A 15,571-nucleotide genomic window follows, 5' to 3' on the forward strand; every position below is an offset into this window, starting at 1 on the left:
GGGAGCCGGCGCGGCGGGTGCTGGCTTAAGCTTGATGCATGACTGAGACAAACAGCACCGTGCCATCCGGCGTGCAGCCGCGCCCCATTGTGGGCCGCCTGCCCAAATACGCTGCAGGCAAACCGCCGGAAGCTGTGCCCGGGCTTGAGAGTTTCAAGCTGTCCTCCAACGAAAATCCGCTGGGTCCGGTGCCTGCCGTGCTTGACATGCTGCACGGAGCCATTGAGGTGCACCGCTACCCCGACACAAGCTGCACGCTCGTGCGCTCTGCACTGTCCAGCTTCCTTGACATCCCCGCCGACGACATCGTCACCGGCGCGGGGAGCCTGGGCGCGCTGAACCAGATCCTGGCTGCATTCTCCGGCCAAAACGACGATGGCGGACAAGATGAGGTGATTTACGCCTGGCGGTCCTTTGAGGCATACCCCATCTGTGTGGGACTTGCCGGCGCGAAAAGCGTCCAGGTGCCCGTCCGCGCCGATGGCCGCCACGACCTTGCCGCCATGGCGGCAGCAGTCACCGGTCGCACCAGGGTTATTTTGCTGTGCACACCAAACAACCCCACGGGCCCCGCGCTGCGTTCGCAGGAAACCGAGGATTTCATCACAAGCATCCCCTCGAACGTGGTCATTGTCATCGATGAGGCCTACCAGGAGTTTGTCCGGGCCGACGATGCAGTCAACGGGGTTGACCTGTACCGCAGGCACCCCAACGTGATGGTGTTGCGGACATTCTCCAAGGCGCATGGCCTCGCCGGACTGCGTGTTGGTTATTCAATTTCCCAGCCGGAGATCACCCAGTACCTCCGGGCCGCGGCAACCCCGTTTGCCGTCTCGGGCATCGCTGAACAAGCCGCCGTCGCGTCGCTGGAACACTATGGGCAGGTTGTGGAAAGGGTACAAAGCCTGGTGGATGAGCGCACACGTGTCCTGGCCGGACTGAAGGGGCTGGGGTGGGAGGTTCCGGATGCCCAGGGGAACTTCCTCTGGCTGGAGCTTGGTGCCGACAGTCAAGAGTTTGCGGTGTTGGCCCAGAGTCAGGCCCTGTCGTTGCGGGCCTTTGGCGACGAGGGCGTGCGTGTCACCATCGGCGAGGCGGAGGCCAACAGCCGTTTCCTTGAGATCTGTGCGTCCTATACAAAAGCGCCGCGGCGTTCCTAGCGGTTAACAAAGGCGTGTTTTGCCAGCCTGTACCGATACAGTTGTAAATCGAAAACGTATATATATGCACCACGGGGAATGCATTCCCGTGACGGCATATATCGACAGCAACGAGTCGGGACAGCGTGCTTGCCGCCGCTGGAGTCCGGCAGACGAGGAGACAGCATGGGCGTCGCTCAACACGCTGCCAGTGGTTCATCCGTTGCAGGGGCAAATGCCGCCGCTTCGGCCGGCGCGGCGGCCAGCCCCGGTGCGGATGCATCAGCCCGCCCGCAGGCAGGGAGTTCCGCCGGTGTTTTGCGGAACACGGCGGTGGGGCCGCACGAGGCGGTCCAGCTCCTTGACGAGCACGGGGGCTCCCATCACGACGCAACGTTCAGCCCCTACATCCAGGCGCTGAGTGCCGATTCCCTGCGTGGTTTTTACCGCGACATGGCCATCGTGCGCCGCTTCGACACCGAGGCAACCGCCCTCCAACGCCAGGGTGAACTGGCCCTCTGGGTCCCTGTCCTTGGCCAGGAGGCCGCCCAAATTGGTTCCGGCCGTGCCATGAACAAGGCCGACTACGCGTTCCCCACCTACCGCGAACACGGTGTGGCGTTGACGCGCGGATTGGACCTGGCCGACCTGCTCAAGCTCTTCCGTGGCGTTTCCAACGGCGGCTGGGATCCCCGCGAAACGAATTTCCACCTCTACACCCTGGTGCTCGCTGCACAGACACTGCACGCAGTTGGCTACGCCATGGGCATCTCCCGCGACCTGGCGGCCGATCCCGCAACCGAACCGGCCGCCGTCGTGGCTTATTTTGGTGACGGGGCCAGCAGTGAGGGCGACGTCCACGAGTCGATGGTTTTCGCCGCGTCCTACGACGCGCCGGTGGTGTTCTTCTGCCAAAACAACAACTGGGCCATCTCGGTTCCCTTTGAGGTCCAGTCGCGGATACCGCTAGTCAACCGTGCCGGCGGCTACGGCATTCCGGGCATCCGGGTCGACGGCAACGACGTCCTGGCCGTCTACGCGGTGACCCAGTGGGCACTGGAGCATGCCCGCAACGGCCACGGCCCGGTGCTGATCGAGGCCTCCACCTACCGCGTGGGCGCACACACCACTGCCGACGACCCGACCAAGTACCGCCTGAACGCGGAAGAGGAAGCTTGGAAGGCGAAGGATCCCCTGCAGCGCCTGGAAAAGCACCTGCGGGCTGGGGAGCTGGCGGATGACGAGTTCTTTGAACAGGTGAAGAACGACGGTGACGAGCTGGCTGCGCATGTCCGCAAGGCCACGCTGGCGCTGGGCGGTGCGGACATCCGGCAAAAATTTGCCACGGTGTACGCCGAGGCCCATCCGCTGGTGGCCGAAGAGCTTGCCTGGTTTGAAAAATACGAGGCGTCCTTTGCAGATGCTGGAACGCAGACTTCTGAGACGCAGGGCGGGGCCGCATGAGCACGATGACAATGGCGAAGGCCATCACCGAAGGCCTGCGCGCCACCTTGGCCAACGACCCCAAGAGCTTCCTTATGGGTGAAGACATCGGTTCACTTGGCGGGGTGTACCGCGTCACGGAGGGGCTGAAGAAGGAATTTGGCGCCCACCGGGTCATGGACACACCGCTGGCCGAATCGGGCATCATCGGCACGGCGATCGGCATGGCCCTGCGCGGGCACCGGCCCATTTGTGAGATCCAGTTCGACGGCTTTGTGTTCCCTGCCTTCAACCAGATCACAACGCAGCTGGCAAAAATCCACACCCGCACCGACGGTCAGCTCAGCGCCCCGGTGGTCATCCGCATCCCCTACGGCGGCGGCATTGGCTCCATCGAGCACCACTCCGAATCACCGGAAGCGCTGTTCGCCCACACGGCGGGGCTGCGCATCATCACACCGTCCAACGCCAACGACGCCTACTGGATGATCCAGCAGGCGGTCGAGTGCAAGGACCCGGTAATCTTCTTTGAACCCAAGCGCCGCTACTGGCTCAAGGGCGAGGTCGACGCCGAGAACTCGCCCGGCGATCCGTTCAAGGCCCATGTGGTGCGTGCAGGCACTGACGCGACCCTTGTGGCCTACGGGCCGCTGGTTCCCGTGGCACTGGCCGCGGCCAACGCCGCCGCCGAGGACGGTCACAGTGTTGAGGTCATTGACCTGCGTTCCATCTCGCCGATCGACTTTGACACCGTGGAAGCATCCGTGAACAAGACCGGACGGCTGGTCGTGGCCCACGAAGCGCCCACCTTTGGCGGCATCGGCGGCGAAATCGCCGCCCGCATCAGCGAACGCTGCTTTTACTCACTCGAGGCACCGGCCATCCGCGTGGGCGGCTTCCACATGCCCTACCCGGTGGCCCGCGTCGAAGAGCACTACCTCCCGGACATTGACCGCATGCTGGAGGCGTTGGAACGCGCCTTCGCATACTAGGAAGGCCGCACCATGTCGACCCTGAACCTGTTCAATCTGCCCGACGTCGGCGAAGGCCTGACCGAGGCTGAAATCGTCTCGTGGAAGGTCAAGCTTGGCGACATTGTCGCCATCAACGACGTCATTGTGGAGATTGAAACTGCCAAGTCCATTGTTGAGCTGCCCTCGCCCTACGCGGGCATGGTGGCCCAGCTGATGGTGGCAGAGGGCGACACGGTGGACGTGGGCACACCCATCATTGCCATTGGTTCCGAAGCTTCCGCGCCAGTTGCTGCTGCCACTGAGGCTCCCGCTGCACCTGCTGCCGCTGAGGAAGCAGCGACTGAGGTGATGAAGCCGCTGGTGGGTTCCGGTCCCAAGGCCGACGCCGTCAAGCGCCGTCCGCGGGTTGCCGCGTCACCCGCTGGCGTCACCCCGGAACCAGCGCCCGCGCCTGCCGCTGCACCCAGCGTCTCCATATCTGCCGCTGCACCCAGCGTCCCCGAGCCCGCCGCAGCACCGGCAGCACCCGGCGCGCCTGCTGTTGCGGCAACCGCCGCAGCGAAGGCAGCTGGCCAGGATCCGGCGTCGAACATGATTGCCAAGGCGGCGGCCACGGCCGGACGCATGGTGGCCAAGGCGAACCGTGTGCTGGCGAAACCTCCTGTCCGCAAGGCCGCCAAGGACCTCGGCATCGACCTGAGCGAGGTGTCCGCGACCGGCCTGCGCGGCGAGGTGACCAAGAAAGACCTGCTGAGCTACCAGGACCAGCGCACGGCCGAGCACGACGGCGCGGGCACGTTCTGGGCGCCGGCCGCCGGAACCGGGCTCGCCGATGATCCGCGCATTGAACGCATCAAGGTCAAGGGCGTGCGGAAGGCGACGGCGAAGGCCATGGTGGAGAGCGCGTTCTCGGCTCCGCATGTGAGCATTTTTGTCGACGTTGACGCGTCGCGCACGATGGAATTTGTGAAGCGGCTGAAGGTGTCGCGCGACTTTGAGGGCATCAAGGTCTCGCCCCTGCTGATCCTGGCCAAGGCCGTCATTTGGGCGGCCGCCCGCAACCCGTCGGTCAATGCCACGTGGACAGGTGATGAGATCATCATCAAGCACTTCATGAATTTGGGGATAGCCGCCGCCACCCCGCGCGGGCTCATGGTGCCGAACATCAAGGACGCGCAGAAGCTGTCGTTGAAGGAGCTGGCCATTGCGTTGAATTCCCTGGCGACGACGGCGCGGGCGGGCAAGACCCAGCCGGCCGACATGCAGGGTGGTTCCCTGACGGTGACGAACATTGGCGCGCTGGGCATCGACACCGGCACGCCCATCATCAACCCGGGTGAGGTGGCGATCGTCGCCTTTGGCACGATCAAACAAAAGCCCTGGGTGTTGGACGGCGAGGTCATTCCGCGCTGGATCACGACCCTGGGCGGCTCCTTCGACCACCGCGTGGTCGACGGCGACCTGTCGGCCCGCTTCATGGCAGACGTCGCGGCGATTATGGAAGAGCCAGCCCTGCTGCTGGACTGACCGCCCTTTTACAAGTAGCCCGCAGAAGTGGCTGCTGAGTCAATCGAAAACGATTGACTGAACCGCCACTTCTGCGGGCTACTTGCTTAAGAGTGGTTGGCGACCGCTTCAGCCAGCACCGGGGCCAGGCGCTTAACGCCTTCCCGGAGTTCCTCAGGAGGGACGGCGCTGAATGCCAGGCGCAGCTTGTTGCTGGGGCCTTCGGCGGCGGAAAACGCGGCGCCCGGGACAAAGACAACGCCGGCGTCGATTCCCGCGTACAGCAGTGGATAGCTGTCGATGCCGTCGGGCAGGGTGAGCCACACAAAGAAGCCACCTTCCGGTCGGGTCCAGGTGACGCCGGCGGGCATGTACTCGTCGAGCGCCGCCAGCAGTGCCGCGCAGCGCTCCGCGTAGAGCGCGCGGTAGGTGCTGATCTGCCCCTGCCAGTCGTAATTGCGCAGGTAGTCGCTGACGAGGAGCTGGTTGAACGTGGGCGGACACAGCGTCACGGCTTCGCTGGCCAGGTAGTAGCGCTGCTTCAAGTGGGCCGGCACCAGGGCCCAACCAATGCGCAGGCCGGGGGCAAAGATCTTGGAAAATGAGCCCAGGTACAGCACGTCCTCGGGGTTCGCTGCGCGCAGGGGTTCCGGCAGGACGCCGTCGAACTTCAACAGCCCGTAGGGGTTGTCCTCCATGACCAAAATATTCGCTTCACGGCATATGTCGACAATTTCCTGCCGGCGCTCCGGTGCCAGCATCACGCCGGAAGGGTTGTTGAAATTCGGGATCGTGTACAACAACTTGATCCGTTTGCCCTCGGACTGCAGGCTGGCGATGGTGCTGCGCAGCTGTGACGGGATGATGCCGTTTTCGTCGCCGGCAACCGGCCGGACGTCGACCTCGTAGGCCTCAAAGGTGTTCAGGGCGCCAACGTAGGTGGGATCCTCGAGCAGGATCACGTCGCCGGGATCGCAAAAGACCTTTGCGGCAACATCCTGGGCGGACTGGGAGCCTGCGGTGATCACGACGTTGTCGGGATCCGCGTCATGGATGCCTTCCGCGGCCATGACGGCGCAAATTTGGGTGCGCAGCTCCAAGGTGCCTTGGCCGCCGCCGTACTGCAGCGCTTCCAGGCCGTGATCGGCGATGATCGTGGCGGCCGTGGTGGCGAGGCGTTCCAGGGGCAGGGACTGCAGGTAGGGGTTTCCGCCGGCGAGTGACACGAGGCCCGGCTGCATTGAAATTTCAAACACGTCACGCACCGCGGACTGCTTGATGTTGGCGGCGCGTGCCGACAACAGGGCGTCATGCCTGTGGTCGGTGGCGCTGTTGGTGCCTGCGGCAGTGGGTACGGCGCTGCTTTGGGCCCTGGTCAGGGCGTCGACGGCTTCTTCGGACAGTGTTTCGGCGGCTGCATTGGCGCCTGCGTCTGGAGTGTTCACCTCCTCAGGATATAGCCACTGTTGCTAAATAGGCATCAAAAGTTTTTCCAGAGTGTTTTTCATTTCAGGCCCAGTGCGTCAGCCAGCAGTTCCCCGTTGACCATAATTTCAATCGGGACGCCGGCAGCATGCTGGGCCGTGAGCAGAAGTTGGATCTGCGCCCGCGGAATGTCGCACTCGCCGGCCACCGTAAGCGTGCCCTCAAGATTCACCTTAACGGTGGGCCCTGACCTGTCGACTGACTTCACGGACAGATCCGACTGCCAGAGCGCATTTCGCAATCCTGACTCGCCAACTTCCATGTCCTTGTTTTCGAGCAGTGTCCGAAACGCGGCTTCGACGGGGTCGGTGAAGCTGATGGCGGGGCTCGTTACGGCCACGGCGCTGTCACCGCAGCCAAATGCTGGACCCGATATGCCGCCGTCGCCTTCGGCAATGTAAAACGCGGTGACCGAAGCGAAGGTGGGCAGCACCGTTGGTTCGCTTTCGCTGGTCGTGGCCGGGAGTTCAGCGGCGGTCGACGCCGGAACGGGGCTTGTCGTCGCGGGCCCACCACCCGCAGGGGTATTGGCGGCGGAGGCCGCAGGCACGGTCGGGCCCGGCTGCGTGCCGGCCGGTGCACGTGCCGCGCAGCCGCCCCCGCCCAGAATTAAGGCGGCACCGGCCAGCATGGCCAGGATTGAAGACGTTCGCATGCGGGGCATGGCTACCTCCAGTTGAGCACGTGGGAGCGGAAATGTTCCATGACAGCACGCTACGGGGGATACGGGCGCGCAGAAAGGGCCACGGGTCAAGGCGGGTTCAATTGCAACCTCGTCGCAGGCAGGTCACGGTGAACGTCCAGATCTGCAGGTTTAAGATGCCGCGGCGGGCGTTTCCTTGAGGAACCGGGCGGTGCGCTCCGCCAGGACAGCGGGCTCCCAATTGTGGTTGGCCGCTAGGATGGTGTCATATGCGCCCCGGGGGACGTTGGCGGCGATGGATTCGGCGGCCGGTGGCATGATCGGCAGTGTTTGCTCGCCAACCAACGCCAAGGTGCGAGCCCCGATGCTGGAAAAGAGCTCGGCGCGGGGAGCCGACTGGGTCCATGCGAGGGATTCGGCGTCCGCGTCCAGTGAGGGTCCCATGGCCGTCATGACGGGCCAGCCCGGGCTGTTGCGTGCCCCGTCCAGCCACTCCGGCGGCATGTCCTTCATGAAGTATTCAATGACTTCATCGGGGCTTCCGTTGGCAATTCTTTCGCGCAGACCTGCCGCAAATTCGGCCCCGTAGCTGCCCAGTTCTTCCCGCAGCGGGACCTCAAAGAGCACCATTTGGGAGACATCGAGACCCGCGGCGGCGGCCGCCAGGCTGATGGAACCGCCGGATGAATTTCCCACCAGGGCAACCGGCGCACCCGCCATGGCGATGAGTGCGCGAAGGTCTTCGATGTTGTCGGCAAGTGTGCACGAGGGTGCTGCTGCGCTTTCGCCGCGGCCGCGCCTGTCAAAGTTGATGACGGTAAAGCCCTCCGCGGCCAGCAGCGCGCCCATCGCCGAAGTTGTGGGGTCGAATGCCCGAAATTGCATGGCTCCGGCAACAAGAATGACTGGCGGACCGGTGCCTTGGGAGTCGTAGGCAATGCGGGTTCCGTCGGTTGACGTCACATAACTGCTCATGATTGCTCCTTGCCGGGTACACGCTTGGATACAGAAAGACGCTACCGCTGTCCGCACCGCGTGTCCATGGTTCTGCCCCGGCGCGCAGATGAAGTGCCAAGTACGTTCAAGGGGTGCACCTCGAGCGGGTGGCCGGGCTTACTTGCCGGTCGGTTGCGAGGCGGTTTGTTGGGACACGGTTTGTTGGGACGCCAGCCAGGCCATGATGTCTTGGCGGCGAATGCGCCGGTGGGAGCCACGGTATTCGACGGCGACCTCACCCCTGTCTGTGAGGTTGCGCAGGAAGGTGTGGGAGATTCCCGCAAGTTCGGCGGCCTGGGAGGTGGTGAGCAAATCGGCAACACTGGCCACGCTGACGGCGTCCCCACGGGAGAGTCGGTGCAGCAGGTCCAGCACAGCCTCACGTGCGCCGACGCCCAAGCGGTGTGCGGTCCCATCCACAAACACCGTCACGTCGTCGCCGCCCGTGAGCGTGCGCGCCAGAATTGCTTGCTCGGCTGGTTCCAGGGGGGTGCTGACTCTCGGGGCATGTAATGTCATGGAACAAATGGTAGCCCGGGCTAAGGTAAGTTCCATGACACCAAAAATCCGTACTGCGCTCTTGGGTTTCGGCCTGGCGGGCAGTGTCTTTCATGCACCGTCGATGGCCTCGCTGGAGCAATTCCGCCTGGACGTCATTGCGACGTCGGATCCGGAACGCCAGGCCGCGGCAAAGACCGCCCACCCGGACGCTGCGGTGCTCACTCGGCAAGAGTGGGCCCGGACCGGAAGCCATGAGAACATCGACCTTGTTGTGGTGGGGACGCCGCCTGCAACGCATGTTCCCTTGGCCACCATGGCGATTGAAGCCGGGTGCGCAGTCGTCGTCGACAAGCCTTTTGCGCTGACAAGCGCCGAGGGAGATGCCTTGATTGCCCTGGCCAAGGAACGCCGGCAGATTCTTACCACCTACCAGAACAGACGTTGGGACGGGGAATATTTGACCCTGCAGAAGTTGCTGGCCGAAGGTGCGCTCGGTGAAGTGCGCAGATTTGAGTCCCGGCTTGAGCGTTGGCAGCCGGCCATCACGAAGGAATGGAAGGCCCAAGCCACTGTGGCCGACGGTGGCGGATTGCTTTTCGATCTTGGCACGCACCTTATAGATCAAGCGCTGCAGCTGTTTGGGCCGGTGGCTGGTGTCTATGGTGAACTTGCTGCCAGGCGCCCAGCCGAATTGGCCGACGACGACGTATTCGTCGCACTTGAGCATGCGAGCGGTGTGATTTCGCACCTGTGGATGAATCTCAGTGTCGCGCAGAAGGGGCCCCGGCTGCGTGTCCTAGGCTCGGAGGCAGCATATGTGAAGCAAACTGCCGACGCCCAGGAGAGCCAGATCCAGGCAGGCATCCTGCCCGGGGACACCGCCTACGGGGTTGATCCGGAGGCGTGTTGGGGGACCCTTGGGCGCGACGCCGATACCGTGCCGGTGCCCACCGTGCGCGGCAATTTCACTCGATTCTATGAACTTCTGGCCGCCGCAGTGCTCGAAGGAGGGCCCGTGCCGGTCGACCCGGCGGACTCGGTCGCGACCCTGCGCATCATTGAACAAGTCAGAGCTTCCCGCGAAGCCGCCCGCGCCGACGCGTAAGCTGGGGCGGAGAATAGTGTGGCAAGGTAACTAGCGGGGAAGGCTGAAGCCACTGTGACTCAAAAAGACTCCGAAGGTTTCCTTCAACAACAGCCTGGCAGTTTGGCCTTGGCCGAGCCAACGGTCAACGTGCGACACCGGTGGACAACCTCCATTGTGGTGGTCAATGTCGGCATCAATGCCGCATTTTTTGGACCCATCCAGGTATTGCTGGGACAGCAGGCCGCGGACTTCAGTGAGGCTGACAAGGAAGGCATCCTGGCGTTGGTCACGGGTGCCGGCGCCGCGGTCTCCCTGGTTGCCAATCCTCTTTTCGGCACCTTCAGCGACAGGACGACGTCGCGGTTTGGCCGCAGGGTGCCGTGGGTTTTCATCGGTGCCCTGCTGGGAACCATCGGCCTGATCGGTTTGGCGGGTGCGCCCAGTGTTGCTGCCATGGCCCTGCTGTGGTGCCTTGTGCAACTGGGGGCCAACGGTGCGCTTGCCGCCACCACGGCTGCCATACCCGACCAAGTTCCGGTGCGGCAACGTGGCACCATAGGCGGGCTGGCCTCCATGGGAACGGTGGCCGGGATCCTTGTGGGCGCTGCCATTGCCGCCGTCGTGGCCGGGAATTATTCGCTCGGGTTCATCATCTGCGCGGTGGCACTGGTGGCTGGCATGGTGCCTTACTTGTTCCTGGCCAACGACCCGGTGCTCAGCTCAAAAGACAAACCGCCCTTTACCTGGCTAAATTTTGTCAAGGGTTTTTGGATCTCTCCGCGACGTTATCCTGACTTTGCGTGGGCGTGGATCACCAGGTTCCTCGTCAATGTGGGCAACCACCTGGTGACCTTGTACCTGCTGTTCTTCCTGACCGATGCGGTGGGTTTTGAAAACCCGGAATTTGGGGTCTTGATCCTCACCGGCATCTACGCCGTCCTGACCTTGATCACCGCGGTGATTGGCGGACGATGGACCGACAGGGTGGGCAAACGCAAGCCATTCGTCATTGCTTCGTCGGCCATCATTGCCTTGGCGGCGCTGATTCTGGCGTTCTTCCCAACCTGGACCGGTGCGCTCATGGGGGCCGCTGTCCTTGGCATCGGCTACGGCGTTTATCTGGCGGTGGACTTTGCCCTGCTGACCCAGGTGCTGCCGTCTGCGGTGAGCCGCGGCAAGGACATGGGTGTGATCAACGTGGCGAACTCGCTGCCACAGGTCATTGCGCCGATCATCGCCTGGCCGCTCGTCACCATTTTCGGCGGCTATGTGACGCTGTATGTGGTTGCGGCGGTTATTGGGCTCCTCGGCGCGGTATTTGTGGTGAAGATCAAGAGCGTGGATTAGGGCAGTAAATTGTGCTGATAGTCAGTGACACTATGTCAGCAAGCTCTTGACACAGTGTCACTAACTTTGATTAGCTAAGGATACCTTTACCTAATCATGGAGTGAGTCATGCCAGCACCCGCAGTTGAATCCGTTTTGCCAGAGTCGCCCGCCGCGCTGTCGCAGGAGCTTAAAACTCACACCGCCGCAGCTCACACGGCTGCCGAAGACTCCACTTTCGTGGCCGACTTGATGGGCGGCGCCTTGGACGCTGCGGCCCTTGTGAGCCTGCTGGATCAGAGCCTGGTTATCTACCGCGCGCTGGAAACTGCCCTTGCAGCCCACGTCGACCACCCCCAGTTGGGCGCCTTTATTGATCCCAAGCTGGCACGCGTGGCTGCTTTGGAAGCCGACATGGCATACCACCATGGCGCGGATTGGGAAGCGCAGCTGGCCGACGGGAGCATAGTGATCGTGCCGGCCACTGCCGCCTATGCAGACGCATTGGCGACGTTGGGGCGTGAATCCATCGAGTTCCTGCTGGCCCACCACTATGTGCGCTACATGGGCGACCTCTCAGGCGGACTGATCATCTCCCGGATGGTGCAGCGTCACTACGACATTGCCGATGAAGGCCTGAATTTCTACGCATTCAATGAGATTGCCAAGCCCAAGCCGTACAAGGATGCCTACCGCGAGCTCTTGGACAGCACTGACTTCAGCCGTTCACAGAAGGACGCGATCCTGGATTTCGCAGCTGAGTCCTTTGAGCTCAACCGCGCAGTCTTTGTCGACCTGGATTCCGCCCGCGCAGCTGCACTGGCCGCCTAGCGAACGGCAGTGCAGGGCAACCATCTGCATGCCCATGGACGACGGCGGGACCCAGGTTCCGCCGTCGTCCATGGTTCGGTGGGTGGCAAAACTACTGCCGTCGAGCCACCTGATAACGGGCGTCTGCGAAAACGGTGACGAAGTGGGTGCCTGGAAAGCGCTGTTCGGCCTCAGTGGCAGCCGCAGTGGGAGACACGCCGGCGCGGGCGGAGACGTCGATCAGTACGTAGTCGGGCGCGGGATTTTTGTTGCCGATCCAATACACCTCGGTGCGGTCGGTCAGGTAGCTCATCAGGGAAATGTCGGTCTCAACGCTCACGCCGTCGGGCACTGCAGCCAAGGCGTTCTGTGACGATTGAACCGTGGTTAGCGGGAAATTCTTGCCGGGGTCGGGCAATTTCCCAAAGGCATACTGGCTCGTCAGTACAAGTGAGATGAGCAGGATGCCGGTTCCCAAGAGCAGCCTGAGGCGGGAGGAGTTGAGCACTCTCCTTCGGGAGAGCGCATCAATGGCGGCGCAAAAGACGACGGGCATGAGCACTGCACTGTATTGCCACTCCTGTCCCCAATACACCGGCAGGTCCGAGAGGAAGCGCCAGGCCAAGGTGGGCAGGACGATAAGTGTGAGGGGCGAGAAGAGGGCGAGCCCGGCCGTGATGGCCACCAGCAACAGCACGGTGGCGACCTTGTCGGGGTGGAAGAGCGAGGCCGGGTCACTGAGCAGTCCGCTGATGTTCAGCTGGCTTTGGTAGGCCCATTGGGCGCCGGGATTCATTGACGGCAGGATGACCTTGGTGGTCAGCAAAAACCAGGCAACACCCCATACTGACAACCACAGGCCTCCCGCGGACCGGGCTCGCAGGGCCAAGACCAGGCCGATAACGAAGACCGTCAGGCCCAAGTCCTCTTTGACAAAGACAAGCAGGGAAGCCCAAATCCATGCCGAACGCCAGCGCTCCTCCAACAGGGCAGCCAATGAAAAGGCCAGCAGAGGCACCGCAAAGGCGACTTCGTGGAACTGTGAATCGACTGCCGACTGCAGTCCCCAGCTCAGTGCGTAGGCGAGGCCCACGCATACGCCGGTGATGTTTCCCAAGCGCTTGACTGCCAGATGGCAAACGACGACCACTGAGATGGCCAGCAGCACGTTCTGCACGACCAGCAGTGTGTAGGCGCTGGGAAACAACCGGTAAAAGGGTGCGAGCAGAACCAGGATGGGGTGGAAATGGTCGCCGAGCAGGTTGTAGCCATCCCCTTTAATACTCACTATGGGCGGCTGAAAATTGGCATAATCCTTGGCCAACTGGGTGAAGATGCCCAGGTCCCAGGAGCGGATGGTGAAGCTCTGCCATTGCAGCCAGGAGAAAAGCGTATAGATGGTAAAGGCCACGGCCCCCACCAAGCTGGCTGGAAGCAGTGGCGTTGTGGCCGCATGCCGAATATCGACCAGTCGCCGCGGGCTGGCCGGTCCCAGGCCGGTCCCGGTGTGCGGAGTATCTTTTTGCAGTGTGGTCACAAGGGAAAGTCTAGGCGGCGGAGCATGGCACGTCGGGCATTGTGAACCATCTCCGGCGCGTGCAGGTGATCGAACGGTGCCTCGGGACTGGTGTTGGGTGGGGCTGAATGGTGTGGCGTCTGGCCTGCAGACTGCGATTTGCTCCGAAGCTGCCCGCTCGGCTGGGGGTTGTTTACTGCTCCGGGGCTTTCACGACGTCGGGAGGCGCTGACGTCATCGGCGGGTTGCTCCAGGTGCTGCTCACGGTGTGGGTGTTGTTGGGCCTGTGTCGGGGTTGCTGCCGGCCGCGGTGCTGGCGGCGGTGGTGCTGGTGGGTGGGTTTAGGACCTTGTTGAGGCGTCGCTTCAACCACTTCGGGTACTGGGTGAGTTGAGGTGTTTCATACAAGGGTGCCCGATACTTCCCGGACGGGGTGATCCACCCGACCCGGCCATCACTGGTAAGTTTCGGGGTCCAGCCCCGCAAACGAATCTGGTTCCGATACGGCTCCCGATACCGACGATAATTACCATGCCTGTCCTTATCATCCTTGAAATGCCGCAACCTATGATGGGCCGCACATGCCGGCCTCAGGTTCTCCCATGTGGACTTGCCCCCGTGCTCCCACGCCTGCAGATGATCAATATCCGTCAACACCACCGGATTCGAACAATTCAGGAAGTAACAACCCCCGGCCAGGGCCTGCAACACCACTTTCTCCGCATCCCGCAACGTGTACCGCTGCGGGCTCAACGGCAACGCCTGCCCCGTGACCGGATCAGTCAACACCCGCAAGAACGTGCTCTCACCAGCCATCAGCTTCCTAGCGATCCCCAACGGCACCGGCCCAACCCCCTCACCAACCAACTCGGCCGGTTCATCAGTGATACCCACCAACCCCAGAAACGGGACCTTAAGCAAAATCTGTGCCCTCGGCAACGGCGGATCCACCATGACCTTGCCCCGGCGCATGGCCTCCAACTGATCCAGATACTCCTGCTGGCGATCCTCAACAACCCCGTCAACGATCTCATCAACATAACCAGAACCATCCCCAACCAACTCCCCGCACAACGGCACATCCTCCAACCCCACACCACCACCCAGCCCAGAGCCCCGAGCGGGCTGCTGACCAGGCACCTGGCCGGACGGCTGCCCGGGATCATGACCAGGGTCCTGGCCATGATTCGGGGTGTTGGGCAGGCTGGTGCCGTCAACACGACCCGGCCCCGCCCCATCAGGCAAAACCGTGCCGCTGAGCGGTTCCGACCCGGCCCCATCAGGCAAAACCGTGCCGCCAATGGGTTGGTCGACGTCAGGCAGGACCGCTTCCCCCGCGGGAGTCGTCTCCGGGCCAGTCGTTGGGCTGGTGCTGGTGTTGGTGTGGGGCGGGGCCGGATCTGAGTGCGCCCAGACCGGCTCCTCATCAAACAACGTCACCCCAAACGCACTCTTCTCCCCAAAAGGAACACCACCGTCCCCACCGGCACCCGGCCCATCGCTGTAGCCGGAACCGGGACTGCCAGAAGTGCCACCGGTACTGCCACCACCGGGTGCGGCACCACTGCCAGAGGTGCCACCGCCCTGAGTGGCACCATTGCCAGTGAACCCGCCGCTGCTACCGCTGCCGGGGGTGCTGCTGAAGTTGTTGTTGGGGCGCCCATCCCGGCCAGCACCCTGTCCGCCACGACTGCCAGCACTGGTGAAATCGTTGCCGGCACCATTGCCAGTGCCAGTGGAACCGCCATTGCCGGCGCCCTGGCCGTTGTAACTGCTGTTCCCATTGCCTTGGCCGTCGTAACCGCCAGTACCGCCGTAGCCACGGCTGCCGCTGCTGTTGCTATTGCTGCTGCTGTTGTTGCTGTGGTGGTTGGTGGTGGGGTTGGTGTAACTATTGGCGGGGAGTTCCTGGCCCATGAGCAGGACCGCGGCGACATCGGCACGGATCTGCTCACGCGTCCTGTACTCCCGGCAATCCTCCCTGGTCCCTGCCGCGTCAGCAGCACGCTGACGGCCCGCAGCATCACTCTTGATCGCTGAGGCGACCCGATGGCAATGCACCATGATCGCCTCCGCCGCCAACGTCGGAATATGCAAGACCACCCACGACATCCCGTCCCTGCCCGGATCCATACTCAACCGCCG

General features: G+C 63.0%; 14 protein-coding genes. 8 read left to right on the forward strand and 6 right to left on the reverse strand.

The features are described 5' to 3' along the window. Positions 1-38: 38 nt before the first annotated feature. From ACT3TS_RS16440 to ACT3TS_RS16455, 4 genes are all read left to right on the forward strand, one after another. Positions 39-1,160, forward strand: coding sequence for a histidinol-phosphate transaminase (locus tag ACT3TS_RS16440; protein WP_444532603.1), 1,122 nt, complete (start codon positions 39-41; stop codon positions 1,158-1,160). Between the two features lie 165 nt (positions 1,161-1,325). Continuing rightward, complete coding sequence (pdhA, locus tag ACT3TS_RS16445) at positions 1,326-2,603, forward strand: pyruvate dehydrogenase (acetyl-transferring) E1 component subunit alpha (RefSeq protein WP_444532604.1); 1,278 nt, start codon at positions 1,326-1,328, stop codon at positions 2,601-2,603. Then, the gene (locus ACT3TS_RS16450) at positions 2,600-3,574 is read left to right on the forward strand and encodes an alpha-ketoacid dehydrogenase subunit beta (RefSeq protein WP_444532605.1); all 975 of its coding nucleotides are present in this window, start codon (positions 2,600-2,602) and stop codon (positions 3,572-3,574) included. The genes pdhA and ACT3TS_RS16450 overlap by 4 nt, the downstream gene beginning before the upstream one ends. A gap of 12 nt (positions 3,575-3,586) precedes the next feature. After that, complete coding sequence (locus tag ACT3TS_RS16455) at positions 3,587-5,083, forward strand: dihydrolipoamide acetyltransferase family protein (RefSeq protein ID WP_444532606.1); 1,497 nt, start codon at positions 3,587-3,589, stop codon at positions 5,081-5,083. 86 nt (positions 5,084-5,169) lie between these two features. On the opposite strand, the gene ACT3TS_RS16460 is transcribed toward ACT3TS_RS16455, so the two are convergent. From ACT3TS_RS16460 to ACT3TS_RS16475, 4 genes are all read right to left on the reverse strand, one after another. After that, entirely contained in the window at positions 5,170-6,507 is a 1,338-nt protein-coding gene (locus tag ACT3TS_RS16460) for an aminotransferase-like domain-containing protein (RefSeq protein WP_444532607.1), read from the reverse strand. 59 nt (positions 6,508-6,566) lie between these two features. Beyond that, complete coding sequence (locus ACT3TS_RS16465; protein WP_444532608.1) at positions 6,567-7,202, reverse strand: hypothetical protein; 636 nt, start codon at positions 7,200-7,202, stop codon at positions 6,567-6,569. 159 nt (positions 7,203-7,361) lie between these two features. After that, positions 7,362-8,165 carry an alpha/beta fold hydrolase gene (locus tag ACT3TS_RS16470; RefSeq protein WP_444532609.1) on the reverse strand — a complete coding sequence of 268 codons (804 nt, stop codon included), beginning with the start codon at positions 8,163-8,165 and terminating at the stop codon, positions 7,362-7,364. Between the two features lie 138 nt (positions 8,166-8,303). Beyond that, positions 8,304-8,705, reverse strand: coding sequence for a helix-turn-helix domain-containing protein (locus tag ACT3TS_RS16475; RefSeq protein WP_444532610.1), 402 nt, complete (start codon positions 8,703-8,705; stop codon positions 8,304-8,306). Between the two features lie 34 nt (positions 8,706-8,739). On the opposite strand from ACT3TS_RS16475, the gene ACT3TS_RS16480 reads away from it, so the two are divergent. The 3 genes from ACT3TS_RS16480 to ACT3TS_RS16490 all read left to right on the forward strand — a co-directional run bounded on the left by ACT3TS_RS16480 (position 8,740) and on the right by ACT3TS_RS16490 (position 11,931). After that, positions 8,740-9,792 (forward strand): Gfo/Idh/MocA family protein, encoded by a 1,053-nt coding sequence (locus ACT3TS_RS16480; RefSeq protein ID WP_444532611.1) that lies wholly within the window; start codon positions 8,740-8,742, stop codon positions 9,790-9,792. 54 nt (positions 9,793-9,846) lie between these two features. Then, a complete protein-coding gene (locus ACT3TS_RS16485) occupies positions 9,847-11,121 on the forward strand; it encodes an MFS transporter (RefSeq protein ID WP_444532612.1) in 1,275 nt (424 codons plus the stop codon). Positions 11,122-11,229: 108 nt separating this feature from the next. After that, complete coding sequence (locus ACT3TS_RS16490; protein WP_444532613.1) at positions 11,230-11,931, forward strand: biliverdin-producing heme oxygenase; 702 nt, start codon at positions 11,230-11,232, stop codon at positions 11,929-11,931. A gap of 91 nt (positions 11,932-12,022) precedes the next feature. Here ACT3TS_RS16490 and ACT3TS_RS16495 read toward each other — a convergent pair whose 3' ends face one another. Then, positions 12,023-13,447, reverse strand: a complete 1,425-nt coding sequence (locus ACT3TS_RS16495; protein ID WP_444532614.1) for a DUF2079 domain-containing protein — start codon at positions 13,445-13,447, stop codon at positions 12,023-12,025. Positions 13,448-13,687: 240 nt separating this feature from the next. Further along, complete coding sequence (locus ACT3TS_RS16500) at positions 13,688-14,521, reverse strand: HNH endonuclease signature motif containing protein (RefSeq protein WP_444532615.1); 834 nt, start codon at positions 14,519-14,521, stop codon at positions 13,688-13,690. A gap of 309 nt (positions 14,522-14,830) precedes the next feature. Between ACT3TS_RS16500 and ACT3TS_RS16505 the strand changes: the two genes are divergently transcribed. After that, a complete protein-coding gene (locus tag ACT3TS_RS16505) occupies positions 14,831-15,466 on the forward strand; it encodes a hypothetical protein (protein WP_444532616.1) in 636 nt (211 codons plus the stop codon). Positions 15,467-15,571 lie beyond the last annotated feature (105 nt).

This window comes from Specibacter sp. AOP5-B1-6 (genome assembly GCF_052376555.1).
Taxonomy (GTDB): Bacteria; Actinomycetota; Actinomycetes; order Actinomycetales; family Micrococcaceae; genus Specibacter.

Coding starts and splice junctions, on each gene's coding strand:
- ACT3TS_RS16440 (WP_444532603.1), top strand. CDS start 39: ATGACTGAGACAAACAGCACCGTGCCATCCGGCGTGCAGCCGCGCCCC.
- pdhA (WP_444532604.1), top strand. CDS start 1,326: ATGGGCGTCGCTCAACACGCTGCCAGTGGTTCATCCGTTGCAGGGGCA.
- ACT3TS_RS16450 (WP_444532605.1), top strand. CDS start 2,600: ATGAGCACGATGACAATGGCGAAGGCCATCACCGAAGGCCTGCGCGCC.
- ACT3TS_RS16455 (WP_444532606.1), top strand. CDS start 3,587: ATGTCGACCCTGAACCTGTTCAATCTGCCCGACGTCGGCGAAGGCCTG.
- ACT3TS_RS16465 (WP_444532608.1), bottom strand. CDS start 7,202: ATGCGAACGTCTTCAATCCTGGCCATGCTGGCCGGTGCCGCCTTAATT.
- ACT3TS_RS16470 (WP_444532609.1), bottom strand. CDS start 8,165: ATGAGCAGTTATGTGACGTCAACCGACGGAACCCGCATTGCCTACGAC.
- ACT3TS_RS16475 (WP_444532610.1), bottom strand. CDS start 8,705: ATGACATTACATGCCCCGAGAGTCAGCACCCCCCTGGAACCAGCCGAG.
- ACT3TS_RS16480 (WP_444532611.1), top strand. CDS start 8,740: ATGACACCAAAAATCCGTACTGCGCTCTTGGGTTTCGGCCTGGCGGGC.
- ACT3TS_RS16490 (WP_444532613.1), top strand. CDS start 11,230: ATGCCAGCACCCGCAGTTGAATCCGTTTTGCCAGAGTCGCCCGCCGCG.